Below are 13,787 nucleotides of genomic sequence, written 5' to 3'. Positions count from 1 at the left end.
ACCCGCCCAGCGTCGCGGGTCGCCCGGCGGGGTATCCGGGACGGTGCAAACCCGTAGGATTCGCGCATGGAGATTCTGGTCGAGGGATGCGCGGAACGACAGGTACGGCCTGAGCTGGGGGAGCTCCAGCTGGGGCTGGAACACGAAGGCGACGACCGGGAGTTCGTCGTGGACCTCACCTCCGACCTGGCAAGGCGGTTCTCCGAGGCCGTAGCGCCGCTGCACCCGCGGGCCGTCGTCTCGTGGGGGTTGGAGCCAGTGCGGGTGTGCACGTGGCGGTCGCAGCGCAGGGGTGCCCTGCGGTACCGGGCCTTGGCCGAGGCGACGGTGGTCTTCCGGGACTTCCAGGCGCTCGCGGATTTCGCGGTGGGGTGGGGAGCGGCCCCCGGGGTGGAGGTGCGTCACACGTCCTGGAAACTGACCCCGGAGACGGAACAGAAATTGGAGGACGAGCTGCTGACCGAGGCCGTGCGGGCGGCCCGTCGCCGCGCCGACATCATGGCCCGGGCCGCGGGCGCGGAGGTGAACGTCTGCGTTGAACTCTCCGACCGCCGGTCGGATCCGCAGCTCGCCTACGGCGAGGCGGTTGCGATGGCCGCCGCGGCGCCCGAGGGTGGGGGAGGGGTCGTGGAACCCGACGAGATCCGCCGCGCGGTCAGCGTCCACGGCAGGTTCCGGACGGAATGAACGATGGTTGACGCCGCACTCGCACGCGCCCGGCTCGTCTCCCAAGGGCTGGTCTTCCGCCGCTGGGAGCGTCCCGCCGAGGTCGCGGCCGCGTTCGGCGCGCACCAGGGCCAGGACCTGCCCGGGGTGCTGGCCTCGATCGCGTTGCGCAGCGGCGGCGGCATCGACGCCGTCCTGGAGGCCTGCGCCCGGGGTGAGATCGTGCGCGGCTACCCGATGCGCGGCACCGTTTTCCTGATGGCCGCCGCCGATGCCCGGTGGATCACGCAGCTGTGCGCGGACAAGTCGCTGCGGGAGTCGGCGCGCATCCTCAAAGGCCGCGGGATGGGGGAGGGGCATCTCGAACGCGCCGCCGAGATCGCCTCCGAGCTGCTGGCCGACGGGCCGAGGTCCCGCGCGGAACTGCACGCGCGCTGGGCCGAGGCCGGGCTGTCGGGGGTGCAGGGCGCGAACTACCACATGACCTTCCAGCACATCGCCACCGGAATGCTCTGCTACGGGCCGGTCGTCGACGGCGACCAGCACGTCGCCCTCACGGCGTCATGGCTGCCCGCCGGCACCGGGCTGGAGGATCGTTTCAACGGCGACCGCGACGCCGCCTGCGCCGAACTGCTCGACCGCTACCTGACCAGCCGCGGCCCCGCGACGCTGCGCGACTTCTCCTGGTGGAGCAAACTGCCCCTCGGCGCTGCCCGGCGGGCGTTCGCGCTGATTCGGGAAGGCTTCGAGGAACTGCCTGGCGACGAACCCCGTTACCAGCGGATCGGGCTGGCCGACGAGGTCGCCGCGGCCGGGCGGTCGGCGTCGCGGCCACTCCTGCTGCCGGGCTTCGATGAGTTCATCCTCGGCTACCAGGACCGCCTGTTCGCCCTCACCGAACGCGACCACCCGAAACTCGTCCCCGGCAACAACGGGATGTTCAAACGCGGTGCCGTGCTGGGAGGTCGCGTGGTGGGGCTGTGGAAACGGGCCGGAACCCCCGGCAGGCGTCGCCTGGAGCTGACCCGCTTCGAGGACCTGTCGTCCCGGGCGGAATCGGGTTTCGAGAAGGCCTTCCGGGCTTGGCCGTTTCTCACGGAGTGAGCTCCCCCGAAGCCGGTTGAGTCGGCCCTACTCTCTTTGGAGCTGGTTGAGCCGGCCCGCGAGCGTCAGCGAGTGGGTCGTGTCGAAACCATGGTGACCTTGTCCGGGGTGTTGTGGTCGGGTTTTGGCTGCCGGGTGTGGGGTGGTTTCGACTCAGCCGTTCGCTTCGCTCACGTGCTGGCTCAACCGGCTTCGGAAAGGGGGCAGTTGGTTGAGCCGGCCTGCGAGCGTCAGTGAGTGGGTCGTGTCGAAACCATGGTGACCTTGTCCGGGGTGTTGTGGTCGGGTTTTGGCTGCCGGGTGTGGGGTGGTTTCGACTCAGCCGTTCGCTTCGCTCACGTGCTGGCTCAACCGGCTTCGGAAAGGGGGCAGTTGGTTGAGTTGGTCTGCGAGTGTCAGTGAGTGGGTCGTGTCGAAACCAGCCCGACGTGGAGGATCAGCGGCGGATGGTGCGTTCCATCCTCACGTGTCCCAGTTCGAAGGGGGCCAGACTGGACCAGTCGTCGTCGAAGGTGAACTCCGTGAAGGTGGACGTCGGGTACCAGCACTGGAGACGGTCGGCCTCCCGGCTGTCGGAGGCGTTGCCGAGCTGGGCGGCGAGCGCGGGAATGGTGGGGGCGTGCCCCACCACCAGCAGGCCGTTCACGGCGGGGTCGGTCTCGCCGATGTGCCGAAGGAGGGCGTCGGTGCCCTCGTGGTAGAGGTCGTCCAGGTATTCGACGGTGATGTCGAGGCCGAGTGCCGCGAAGGTCTGCCGGGCGCGGGTTGCGGTGGAGACCAGGGCGTGTTCCAACCCGAGGGGACGCAACTGCAGGCCCGCCTCCTGCGCGTCCTGGATACCGGTGGGCAGCAGCTCCCGCGAGTGATCGCCGCGGGGATGGCTGGCCCGGGTTTTCGCGTGGCGCATCAGCACGAGTCGTCGCATGGGGTGAGTCTACGAGCTCCGCTGGCGCCGGTCCGTCGCCCCTGATTCGTTTTGCTGGCCCTATTCCCTGTTTGCTGGGCTTGTTGATGTTTGCTGGCCTCACAGCGCAGGCAAACGTGAACAAGCCCAGCAAACCGGTGGTAAGGCCAGCAAACCGACGGATGGGGTGGGGTGGAGGGTGGGGTGGGATCCGCTGGCGTGGTCCTCGGGCGGCGTGATCCGTCAGTCAGTGGCGACCGGTTTTACGGCGACCATGAGGTCGCGGCGGATGGAGGAGTCGACGCGGTGCGCGAACCGGTCCCACGCCCCGCCGGTGAGGACCTCCAGGCCGGCGTCGGCCAGCAGCGCCGCCAGGTCCTCGCGGGGCATGCCGAGGGTGTTCCAGCTGATCCCCAGCGACCCTCCCGGGTGCAGCTGCCCCGCCCACACCGGGATCGTCTCCGCCAGCAGCTGCGCCGGGGTGCGCGACCTGCGTCCGCCCGACGTCGATCCGTGCACCACGCCGTAGGGGGCGTCGGTGACGATGGCGTCGAAACGTTTCTTCCCGTACAGCGACCCCGACGAGCGGGCGTCCCCGGTGAACACCGTCGCCACCAGCTCCCGTCTGTCGACGGTGATGCGTGCGTCGAAGCGACGACCGATGCGCGTCCCGTTGCGGCGCACCGGGGTGACGGCGGCCGTGTGTTTGATGCGTTTGCGGCGCAGCCAGGTTTTGTAGAACGCCGCCATCGCGTCGAAGGCCTTGTCGTCGGCCTCCACTCCGAAGGCGTCGCAGCCCGCGATGAGTGCGGTCGAGACGGTGGTGCCGCGCCCGGCCATCGGGTCGAGCACCCGGTGGGGGGCGTTGCGCCTGGCCGCCGCGACGGTGACGTTCAGCAGCAGCCGGGTGAACTGTTCGTTGGTCTTTCCTTGGTATTTGGGGATGGTCACGAGGTCGTCGTCGAGGACATCGGTGTGCGGCAGCGCGACGGGTCGCAGTAGGTCGCCGTCGCGCTGGAACAATGCGAATGCCGACGACTGCCGCGCGATGCCCGCCAGTTCGTCGCGTCCCATGCGCTCGGCGTCGAAGGCCAGGTAGTCGACGCCCGCCACCTCGGCCTGCGTGATCCCCGAGACGAAGGGGGCGGTGATCTCCAGTTCGGCGGCGGTTAGCGTGGCCGCCTCGCCCGCGTAGACGCGATTCGCGGACGGGTTGCGCAACAACAGGTACGACGACATGGGGGCAAGTCTTTCACGTCGCAACGTCGCAGGGGCTCATCGCAGGAACAGGGCCTTGAGGCGCAGTGACGCCACCCACACTCCGAGTACGGCCAGGACGACGAAGTAGAGGGCGTGACCTGCAGTCAGCCAGCTGACCGCTCCCGCGTTGAGGTCGCGGAGCATCTCGATGCCGTGCCACAGCGGCAGGCATTTCACCGCCGCCGCGATCGGGGCCGGGTAGACGTCAACGGGGTAGAAGGTGCCGGAGAACATGAACATCGGCATCAGCACCAGCATGATCCAGTCCATCTGCTGGAAGGTGCGGCAGAACGACGTGGCGGCCATCCCCAGGGCCGCGATCCCGAAGGCGATCAGCAGGCACGCCGGTATGGCCAGCAGCACCCACCACGACCCGACGAGACCCAGCAGCGCCATGACCGCGACGAAACTGGTGGCGTAGATGCCGCCGCGCACCAGGGCGACGGTGATCTCGCCCAGCGCCACGTCCAGCGGCCCCAGCGAGGTGCTGAGCATCGTCTCGTAGAGCTTGTCGAACTTCAGTTTCATGAACACGTTCCAGGTGGCGTCCATGACCGCCCCGTTCAACGCGGAGGTGGCCAGCAGCGCGGGCGCGATCCAGGCGGCGTAACTGGTTCCCGACTGCACCTGACCGATGAAGGCACCCAGCCCGATCCCCATCGCCAGCAGATACAGCACCGGTTCGACCGCCCCCGAGGCCATGAGCATGCTGCTGGCACCCCAGTTCGCCTTCAGGCCCCGGGCCGCGACGACGGGGAATCTGCCGCTGAACGAGGCCGAGTGGCTTGTCCTGGGCAGCATCGACTGGCCGTCCGGCAGTCCGCCCGGCGCCGCAGCCACCGGTTCCGACGCGACCCGCTTCCTGGTTCGTTTCTGGCGGAGGTGGGGCAGGGCCCCGGTCAGCCGCAGGTGGAAGAATCGCCGGGCGAGCAACAACCCGGCGACGGTCAGCGCGGTCAGGTAGGCGACGTGCACGAACGGCAGCCACGCCGGCGCGGCCTGCCCGAGGGTCAGGATGCGGGCCAGGTTCACCCCGTGCCACAGCGGCGAGATCCAGCCGAGCGGGTGCAGCCAGCCGGGCAGCACGTCGAGGGGAAAATAGGTGCCGGAGAACAGCGTCAACGGCAGCACCACCAGCCGCGAGAAGATGGAGAACTGGCCGTTCTCGTCGTGTTGGAGGGCCGTCCAAGCCATCACCGGGTTGCCGAACGACCACGCCGTCAACACCGCCACGGGAAGCAGGACCAGCACGCTCGCGGGGGTGATGGCCCCGAAGACCAGCAGCACCACGATGACGGTGGCGCAGTTGATGAGGTAACGCACCGTCGAGCCCAGCCAGTGTCCCTCCGCCAGCTGCGACGGGGTGGTGGGGGTGGAGGCGGCAGCCTGGTACAGCTCGTGCCACTTGAAACTGGAGAACACCCCGAGGGTGTTCTCGGCCTGCGCTGCGTGCACGGCTGAGGAGAGCAGCATCGCGGGCGCCACGAACTGCAGGAAAGGCACCCCGAGCGCCCCCGGGCTGGCGGCATCCACCACCACTCCCAGGCCCACCCCCAACGCCAGCACCGTCAGCAGCGGTTCCAGGGCGCCGATGGCGAACAGGCTCACCCACCAGGAACGCAGCTGCATGACGACGTTGCGGGCGTGATGGAAGGCGCCCCAGCGCGCGACCTGCGCGGCCCGGGCGTCGTGATCGACGGGGGAGAGGGTCTCAGTCAATCAACGACCTCCCAGTCAACCTCAGGAACACGTCCTCCAGCGAGCATCGCCGCACCAGCGACGAGTTCGGCTCCAGGCCGCGTTCCATGATGGTGCGCAGCGCGGCCTCGCCGTCGTCGGAGTAGACCAGGATCCGGTCGGGGAGGGTTTCCATGCGGTTCCCGATGCCTGCGATGCGCTCGGCGGCCCCGGCGTTGCGGGTGGAACCGAAACGCAGCTCCACCACCTCGCGGCCGGCGTGTTCCCGTACCAGCTCCGGTGGGCTGCCCTCGGCGACGATCACGCCGTGGTCGATGACGATCAGCCGGTCGCAGAGCTGCTCGGCCTCGTCCATGTGGTGGGTGGTCAGCACCAGCGTGGTGCCCTTTTCCTTCAGCTGAAACAGCCGGTCCCACAGCACGTTGCGGGCCTGCGGGTCCAGGCCCGTGGTGGGTTCGTCGAGCAGCATGATGCGCGGGTCGGAGACCAGGGCCCGGGAGATCGTGAGGCGGCGTTTCATGCCTCCCGAGAGGTCGTCGACCCGGGAGTCGCGTTTGTCGGTGAGCTGCGCGAACTTGATCAGTTCCTCCGCCTTGGCGGCCAGCCAGCGTTTCGGCAGGCCGAAGTAGCGGCCGTAGAAGATGAGGTTCTCGCGGACCGTGAGCTGGGCGTCGAGGTTGTCGTTCTGCGGCACGACCCCGAGGTGGGCGCGGATCCGCGGTCCCTGTTCGTCGGGATCCATCCCGAGGATGCGCAGCCGGCCGCCGGAGCGGTGCGAGACCCCGGCGATCATGCGCATGGTGGTGGACTTGCCCGCCCCGTTGGGGCCGAGCAGCCCGAAGGATGTCCCGGGCTCGACCTCGAAGTCGATGCCGCGCACCGCCTCGAAGGCGCCATACGACTTGCGCAGCTCCTGGGCCAGGATCACCGGATCATTCACGGGGTAAAACCCTACGCCGTCGCCCTGCAGAATCCGTGCCCGGCAGGCATCACCGCAAGCCGGACTGCCCCTGGGGTTGCTGGTAGGTGGGCTGCTGCGAGGATTGCTGCCAGCCGGGCTGTCCCTGTGGCTGCTGCCAGCCGGTTTGTGGCTGGGGTTGTTGCCAGCCGCCCTGCTGGTGGGGTTGTTGCCAGCCGGGCTGTGGCTGGGGTTGCTGTGGCCCTTGGTTCTGTTGGGGTGGGAAGTCGACGTAGCGTTCCACGTAGTTGTTCTGGCCCTTCTTCTTCTCCACCTTGTTCTCCAGGTGCGGGAGCTGGGTGCGCATGAAGTCCAAGATCTCGGCCGACTTGTTGGAGTAGTAGCCCTTCAGGGGTTCGATGTGGAGCCGCTGCACACCGGCGCGATCGAAGATGTCCAGCTGCTGGCCGATGCCGGTGATCCGCATGTGAGCGATCTCCGGGTAGGTGATCTGGTCCAGCACGTCGTCGCCCCAGGCGAGAACGAACCGGTCCTCACCCATGCGAACCTGACGAGCCGGGCTGAGCAGCCACAGAAGCAGGAACAGCGGCGCGACGGCGGGGGCCAGCACCAGCAGGAACAGGAACCTGGAGCCGGCGGTCAGGATGAGCAGGAATTTGAAGTTCTGGATGCAGAGGAACACGACACCGATCAGGTACACCGTCGAGATCAGGGGAGCCAGCCACTTTATCGGGTTGCGGACACGAAACTTGACGGTTTTCACCGGGACTCCTTCCGTCTCGGGTGTTCGTCGGGTCCCGGGACGGCCGTAGCGTAGCGCCAGTCCCGCGGGATTACATCTGCGGGGGCCGGGGAGGCATCCAGCTCACGGTGTTCTTCCCGGCGCGGCCGGGGACCGGCCGTGTCCGTCCGAGGATTGCACGGCCATGCAGCACTCAACCCGGATTCCGGGCCGAAATGGCCTATTTTTCCGGTTGAGTGCTGCGCAACCGGGGGAACCCGCGGTATGTGGAGCCCACCGGATGGTCACTCACCCGGCGGGAAGTCGATGAAACGTTCGGTGTGCCGACTTCGCTGGTCGATCCGGACCTCGGTGCCGTGGAGGAGGTCGCGGATCTGATCGGCCATGCGATCCACCTTGGCCTTCATGAACCGGTTGGACATCAGCCACGGTTTCATCCGGATGCGCAGGGTGGCGGTGCGGTCGTAGACCTCCAGGTCATACCTGTTGTTCCAGAGTCTCATGTGCGCGATGTCCCGGAGCGCCACCTGTCCTTCCACCTCGCCTTTCCAGGAGAGCATCATCTCCTCCTCGTCGATCTCCAGCCAGCGAACGGGTTTGCGCAGAACCAGCAGCACGGGCAACGCCATCAGGGCGAGCATCTGGAGGACGGGACCGAGCCAACTCCAAGCGGGCCAGCCGCGGTTACCAAGGGAGCCCGTGACGTTCGGTGGCGTGGAGGAAGGGGCGCCCGTCGGTGTCGCCACCCCCGGGGTGCTGGCCTCCTGCGTCGGGGTGTCGCTGGTGGGTTCTTGCGTCGGGGAGGGCGGCGAGTTGCTCTCGGTTTTCTGCGACGGGATTTTGCCGCTTCCCGTGACCAACGGCGGGAGGGAGGGGATGTGGATGCTGGGGAGGGAAAAGGTGAAGCGACTGTGCGTGGGTATGGACGGGAACCTGAAGGTGCTGTATTTCCCGGTCGGGAAGGACTGACCTCCCGCCCCGTAGGGGCTGGGGGAGAAAAAGCTGGACGCGGCGAAGAAGACGAACGCCATCACCAAGATGTAGACCAAGGAGAACAGCAGGTTCTGGTAGCCCACCCCGTCGCGGCAGCGGATCTTGAACGTCAGCAGCGGCCGCTCCGATTCCGGCGCCGGAACCACTGGCTCCGGCGCCGGGCCGGGTGGTTCCGGTGTCTCGTCGGCCTCAGGCGAGGTTGACATGGTGGTGCTCGAAGGAGGTGCCCTTCGCGCGTTCGATGGAGGCGATGATCTCCTCCTCCGCCTCCTTGCGGCCGGCCCAGGTGGCGCCCTCGACGGACTTGCCCGGCTCCAGGTCCTTGTAGACGCTGAAGAAGTGCTCGATCTCCAGGAGGATGTGTTCGGCCACCGAGTCGAGGTCCTTCAGGTGCCTGCGGCGGGTGTCCGCGGTCGGCACGCACAGCACCTTGTCGTCGCCACCCATCTCATCGGTCATGCGGAACATCGCCACCGCGTAGCACTGGATCAGGCAGCCGGGGAAGGTGGGTTCGGCGCCGATCACCATAGCGTCGAGGGGGTCGCCGTCGAGCCCGAGGGTGCCCTCGATGAAGCCGTAGTCGTAAGGGTACTGGGTGGATGTGAACAAGGTACGGTCCAGGCGGATGCGGCCCGTCAGGTGGTCCATCTCGTACTTGTTCTTGGTGCCCTTCGGGATCTCGACCGTGACATCGAACAACACGCGGCTCTCGGGGTTGAAGATCTCAATGCTCTCGATGACGTCGTCGCTCACTGTCGCTCCTATGATTGATGCGCCGCCGCATGCTGGCGGCCAGTGTTCAAGCACTCTACCGGACGAGGAGCATCGATTTGTCCCCCCAGAGCATCCCGTGGCGACCTGTGATCATCTGGGGGTTGGTCGGGGCACTGCTGGCGGCCGCCTTCACCACCGCGGTCCTCCAAGGCGCGGCGTCATCCGCGGCCGGAACCGCGGCATCCGTCACCGCGTCCCCGTCCTCTCCCGCGCCGTCCCCGCAGCAGAAACCGGCCGGCCCCGTTTCCGCGGCCCCGGAGGCCGCCCCCGGCAAGCTCCCGGGCCGCGCCGCGCTGGAACAGCGCCTCAAGTCCCAGGACGTCGCCGCCCTGACCAAGGGTGTGCAGGAAGGGTCGTCGCTGAGCCTGGCCTACCAGGTCCTCGACATCGAGACCGGGGATGTGCTCGCCGCATCGAACGCCGATCAGCTCCTGGTTCCCGCGTCGAACACGAAACTGCTGACCGTCACCGCCTTGTTGTCGGTCTTCGACGGCACCGAGACCTTCGACACCACCGTCGTTTCCCCGGCCCCCGGGCAGCTGGTGCTGGTCGGGGGTGGTGATCCGCTGCTCGCCTCCGCCGCCTCCGGTGGCCACCCGAAACGCGCCTCGCTGGAGGAACTGGCCGCGAAGACCGCGGAGAAACTGAAGTCGCAGGGCCTGAGCAAGGTGACCCTCGGATACGACGCATCCCTGTTCCAGGAGTCGTGGGCAACCACCTGGCTCTCCGGTTACCGCGACCAGGTGACCCCGATTTCCGCGCTCTGGGCCGACGAGGGCCGCGACGCCAAACAGGTGCGTTCCACCGACCCCGCGGGCGATGCCGCCCGCATCTTCGCCACCCAGCTGGCCGCCCAGGGCATAACCGTCGAGGGCAGCCCTGCGACGGCCAAGGGCTCAGGGGAGGAGATCGCGAAGGTCAGCTCGCCCGGGGTCCACGCCATCGCCGCGGCCGCGCTGGAAACCTCCAACAACTCCTACACCGAGGTGCTCGGCATGCAGCTGGCCCGCAAACTGGGCCAGCCCACCACGTTCGCCGGGACGGCCGCCGCCGTGCAGCAGGAACTCACCGGCCTGGGGTTGTGGCACGAGGGGGCGGTGCTGTACGACGGCTCCGGCCTGACCCGCGAGAACCACGTCACCGCGTCGATGCTGGCCGGGGTGGTCCGGTACGTGATGATCACCCCCCGGGCCTCCGTCGTGCAGGAGGGTTTCCCCGTCGCCGGGGTCTCGGGGTCCCTCACCAACCGTTTCGACGACGAGATCTCCACCGCGGGGCGCGGTATCGTGCGGGCCAAGACCGGCACCCTGTCGCTGGTGTCCACCCTCGCCGGGACCACCGTCACCGCCGATGGCCGCGAGGTGGCTTTTGCGTTCATGACCAACGGTTCCACCGATGGCTGGGCCGCTCAGGTGTGGAGCGACCGGGGGGCGGCCCTGATCACGGGGTGCGGTTGCTGATGCAGCGCCGACCCCACGTCTCCTGGCCGCTGGCGCGGGCCGTCGAGCGGCTTCTCGCCGACCCCGGGCCCGGTGTTTCTCGGCCGGATGCGGTGCGCGAGGTCGCCGCGCTCAGGGCCGCGGCCCGGCGGGCCGGCGACCTGGCCGTCGAGCACTCGGGTCTGGGCGGCGCGGCCGCCGCGGAGGTCGTGGTGGTGGATCGTCCAGGATGGTCCAGGCGGGCCGCGGTGATGGCCGATGACCTGCTGGGCCGGTTGCCGCTCGAGGAGCAGCCCGCCGGTCCGCGACGCACCCTGGCCGGGATCGGCTACGGGTTGTTGGCGGGGATCTCCTTCGTGGCGATGGGGCGGGGTCTGCTGGGCCAGTACGACCCTTGGTCGGAGAGGCTGATGCTGGTGGCCCCGAGCATCGTCGAGGTGCGGCGCGGACGCGGCCTCGACGCCGACGACCTGCGGCTGTGGGTGAGTCTCCACGAACAAACCCACGCGGTACAGTTCAACTCCGCGCCCTGGCTGCTCGGTCACGTCGAGAAGCTGATCGCCTCGCTCAGCGTCGACGACCCCTCCCCGGCGGAGGTGACGGAAGGTATCCGCGGGGGCCGGGGGGTGGCGTCGCTGCTGGTCACCGCCGAGGGGCAGCGGCACCTCGACGCCCTCACCGCCACCATGACCCTCCTGGAGGGTCACGCCGACCTGGTGGCGGACGCCGCAGGGGCGGTTCACGTGCCCTCGGTGCGCCGGCTGCGCGCGGCCTTCGCCCGTCCGGCCGCCGGCACCGGCTGGCGACGCCTGATACCCGGCCTAGACAAGGGCCTCCAGTACCGCGACGGCCTGGCCTTCTGCCAACACGTGGGCCTCCAGGCCGGGCTGGGGGCGCTGACCGCCGCCTTCGCGGGACCCGCGAACCTCCCCACCGTGGCTGAGATCGCCGACCCCGACGCCTGGCTGCGGCGGATCCATGGTTGAGGGGCGCCGTGGCCAGGCGTGAACTCGGACCCGCCGCGTTGAGGGTCGGGAGGGCGGTGGAGGAGTTGCTGCCCGCAGGCCCTGTCGTCGTCGGGGTCTCCGGCGGCGCAGACTCCATGGCGCTCGCGCTGGGGGCCGCGTGGGCCGCGCCCCGCACGCGTTCCGAGGCGGGGTGTGTCGTCGTCGACCACGGCCTGCAGGCGGGTTCCGCCGAGGTGGCGGAGCGGACGGTTGACGCGCTGACGTCGCGTGGCATTGCCGCCGAGGTGCGGCGCGTCGAGGTGGGACGCGACGGCGGGATCGAGGCGGCGGCCCGGCAGGCGCGCCTGGCAGCCCTGTCGTGTGACGGGCATCCCGTGCTGCTGGGCCACACCCTCGACGACCAGGCAGAGACGGTGCTGCTGGGGTTGCTGCGCGGCTCCGGCATCCGGTCGCTGGCCGGCATGTCGGTTCGGCGTGGCCCCTTCCTGCGGCCGCTGCTGGGGATCCGGCGCGCCGAGACCGAAGCGGCCTGCCGCGAATGGGGGGTCGAGTGGTGGGACGACCCGATGAACACCGACCCGCGGTTCGCGCGGGTGCGTGCCCGCTCGGTGCTGGCGCTGCTTGCCTCGGAGCTCGGTCGTGACGTCGCCGTCGGCCTGGCCCGCACCGCCGAGCTGGCCCGCGGCGACGCCGACCTCCTCGACGAGCTGGCGGAACTCGCTCTTGTCCGGGCCGCCCGGGACGACGCCCTCGATGTCGTCACCCTCGCAGGGCAGCCGGACGCTCTCCGGGGTCGGGTGCTGCTCGGTTGGTTGCGGAACCACGGCAGCGAGGCGACTCGGATCCACGTCGCCGCCGTCGACGACCTTGTGCTGGCCTGGCGGGGCCAGGGCCCGGTCGCGGTGCCGGGAGGGTCGGTGAGAAGGATCGCGGGCCGGCTGGAGTGGGTGGCCGGCTGAACGGGTCGTGAGGAATGCGCGACCCGTGTCGAAGCCCTCGGCGCTTGAACATCAGGCCTGGCCACGGCTCCCCGGACATGTGTGAGTTGGTTTCGACACGACCGGCTCGCTGACGCTCGCAGGTCGGCTCAACCAGCTTCAGGACAAGACGAAGCTGGTTGAGCCGGGCTGCGGGGAACGTTTTCCAAGCCGGTTGAGCCGGGTCGCGGGGAACGTTTTCCAAGCCGGTTGAGCCGGGTCGCGGGGAACGTTTTCCAAGCCGGTTGAGCCGGGTCGTGGGGAACGTTTTCCAAGCCGGTTGAGCCGGGTCGTGGGGAACGTTTTCCAAGCCGGTTGAGCCGGGCTGCGGGGAATCTTCTCCAAGCCGGTTGAGCCGGGCTGCGACGAAGGAGCAGCCCGTGTCGAAACCACCGGCAGGCGAACAGCGGACCCGACCACAAGTCCCCAACCGCCCTCCCCGCGCCTCGCCCTGCTTTTCCCGTACACGACTCGCGGAGGTTCGACAGTTCAACGTCGCCACACGACGTTGAAACGTTTTTCTTCCGCGTTTCGTGCACAGAGGGAAGGGAGGGGGATTCGGGGGATAAGTGGGGGCCGAAGCTGGTTGAGCCGAAGCGAAACCGGCAGGTGAGGAAGGGGTTTCAGCAGCCGTGTTTGTTGTTGTTCGTGGGGCAGGGGGCAGGTGCGGTGGGGGTGCCGGTTGGATTCGGCGACGGTGCCGGGGTCGGGTACGACCGGTTGTATTTCCCGTTCGGGACATTGACCGCGACGACTTCGACCACACTCGTGTGAACCTGCGAGGTGAGATCCATCTGGATGGTGCCGTTCTTGCCGAGTCCGCGCCAGTTGATGACCCAGTGGGCGGTGGCGGTGACCGTGAAGTCGCCGCGTTGGTGGTAGACGTATCCGCAGTCCGGTGACTTCTCGTCGTGGGTTCTGTGCTCGGGGTGTTCGGTTCCCTTGCCACACTTCTTGGTGTCGCCGTTGCCCATTTCCCACGTCACCCCCGCGACCATGGCGGTTGCGGTGACGCTGTAACCGGATTCGGTGACGGTTTTGGTGATCGGCCCCCACGTGTCCCTACCGGGATTGTTGACCCACATCCAGTTGTGCCAACCCACGTAGTTGCGGCCCTCCGGGAGCTGTTCGAGGGGCGAGGGCCACATTCCGATCTCGGGTGCCTTCAGGTCCATGCGTCCGATCGCGATCCTGGCCAGGACTGCGGGTTCTGGCGCCTCCCGCGGGGCTGGTGCGGGTGATGGGTCGGAGGGGGTGAAACGGACGCACACTCCCGTACTGGGGTCGTACTGGAGGCAGCCCTCCACGGGCCAGTGCGGCCTTTCCTGGCCGCCCCCGCCCCC

General features: G+C 68.7%; 13 protein-coding genes. 5 read left to right on the top strand and 8 right to left on the bottom strand.

Annotated features, from left to right (window positions below; translation table 11 throughout):
- Positions 1 to 66: 66 nt before the first annotated feature.
- Both EL272_RS13220 and EL272_RS13215 read left to right on the top strand, forming a co-directional pair.
- Positions 67 to 687 (top strand): SIMPL domain-containing protein, encoded by a 621-nt coding sequence (locus EL272_RS13220; RefSeq protein WP_061787670.1) that lies wholly within the window; start codon positions 67 to 69, stop codon positions 685 to 687.
- Between the two features lie 3 nt (positions 688 to 690).
- On the top strand, positions 691 to 1,770 hold the full coding sequence (locus EL272_RS13215) for a winged helix DNA-binding domain-containing protein (protein WP_061787671.1): 1,080 nt from the start codon (positions 691 to 693) through the stop codon (positions 1,768 to 1,770).
- A gap of 436 nt (positions 1,771 to 2,206) precedes the next feature.
- Here the strand turns inward: EL272_RS13215 and EL272_RS13210 are convergent, their stop codons facing one another.
- From EL272_RS13210 to EL272_RS13180, 7 genes are all read right to left on the bottom strand, one after another.
- Complete coding sequence (locus tag EL272_RS13210) at positions 2,207 to 2,695, bottom strand: SixA phosphatase family protein (RefSeq protein WP_073970034.1); 489 nt, start codon at positions 2,693 to 2,695, stop codon at positions 2,207 to 2,209.
- A 222-nt stretch (positions 2,696 to 2,917) separates the two neighbouring features.
- Positions 2,918 to 3,913, bottom strand: a complete 996-nt coding sequence (locus tag EL272_RS13205; protein ID WP_061787673.1) for a TRM11 family SAM-dependent methyltransferase — start codon at positions 3,911 to 3,913, stop codon at positions 2,918 to 2,920.
- 36 nt (positions 3,914 to 3,949) lie between these two features.
- Positions 3,950 to 5,653 carry an ABC transporter permease gene (locus EL272_RS13200; protein ID WP_061787674.1) on the bottom strand — a complete coding sequence of 568 codons (1,704 nt, stop codon included), beginning with the start codon at positions 5,651 to 5,653 and terminating at the stop codon, positions 3,950 to 3,952.
- Positions 5,646 to 6,572: an ABC transporter ATP-binding protein gene (locus EL272_RS13195; protein WP_014847715.1), complete on the bottom strand. Its 927-nt coding sequence runs from the start codon at positions 6,570 to 6,572 to the stop codon at positions 5,646 to 5,648. Before EL272_RS13195 ends, EL272_RS13200 begins: the two co-directional genes overlap by 8 nt.
- 49 nt (positions 6,573 to 6,621) lie before the next feature.
- Positions 6,622 to 7,314 carry a hypothetical protein gene (locus tag EL272_RS15340; RefSeq protein WP_061787675.1) on the bottom strand — a complete coding sequence of 231 codons (693 nt, stop codon included), beginning with the start codon at positions 7,312 to 7,314 and terminating at the stop codon, positions 6,622 to 6,624.
- Between the two features lie 263 nt (positions 7,315 to 7,577).
- Positions 7,578 to 8,492, bottom strand: coding sequence for a hypothetical protein (locus EL272_RS13185; protein ID WP_123824054.1), 915 nt, complete (start codon positions 8,490 to 8,492; stop codon positions 7,578 to 7,580).
- Positions 8,476 to 9,039: an inorganic diphosphatase gene (locus EL272_RS13180; RefSeq protein ID WP_014847712.1), complete on the bottom strand. Its 564-nt coding sequence runs from the start codon at positions 9,037 to 9,039 to the stop codon at positions 8,476 to 8,478. The genes EL272_RS13185 and EL272_RS13180 overlap by 17 nt, the downstream gene beginning before the upstream one ends.
- A 77-nt stretch (positions 9,040 to 9,116) precedes the next feature.
- Here EL272_RS13180 and dacB point away from each other — a divergent pair, with 77 nt between their 5' ends.
- The 3 genes from dacB to tilS are packed head-to-tail and all read left to right on the top strand — an operon-like array spanning position 9,117 to position 12,426.
- Complete coding sequence (gene dacB, locus EL272_RS13175; RefSeq protein WP_126409476.1) at positions 9,117 to 10,520, top strand: D-alanyl-D-alanine carboxypeptidase/D-alanyl-D-alanine endopeptidase; 1,404 nt, start codon at positions 9,117 to 9,119, stop codon at positions 10,518 to 10,520.
- On the top strand, positions 10,520 to 11,485 hold the full coding sequence (locus EL272_RS13170) for a zinc-dependent metalloprotease (RefSeq protein WP_073970050.1): 966 nt from the start codon (positions 10,520 to 10,522) through the stop codon (positions 11,483 to 11,485). The genes dacB and EL272_RS13170 overlap by 1 nt, the downstream gene beginning before the upstream one ends.
- A gap of 8 nt (positions 11,486 to 11,493) precedes the next feature.
- Positions 11,494 to 12,426, top strand: a complete 933-nt coding sequence (tilS, locus tag EL272_RS13165; protein WP_082793842.1) for a tRNA lysidine(34) synthetase TilS — start codon at positions 11,494 to 11,496, stop codon at positions 12,424 to 12,426.
- 641 nt (positions 12,427 to 13,067) lie between these two features.
- On the opposite strand, the gene EL272_RS15835 is transcribed toward tilS, so the two are convergent.
- Positions 13,068 to 13,619 (bottom strand): hypothetical protein, encoded by a 552-nt coding sequence (locus tag EL272_RS15835; protein ID WP_061787678.1) that lies wholly within the window; start codon positions 13,617 to 13,619, stop codon positions 13,068 to 13,070.
- Between the last annotated feature and the right edge of the window lie 168 nt (positions 13,620 to 13,787).

The sequence above is a fragment of the Arachnia propionica genome (genome assembly GCF_900637725.1).
Taxonomy (GTDB): domain Bacteria; phylum Actinomycetota; class Actinomycetes; order Propionibacteriales; family Propionibacteriaceae; genus Arachnia; species Arachnia propionica.
Note: the sequence above shows the minus strand (reverse complement) of the source record. Positions and strands in the feature narration are given on the sequence as shown.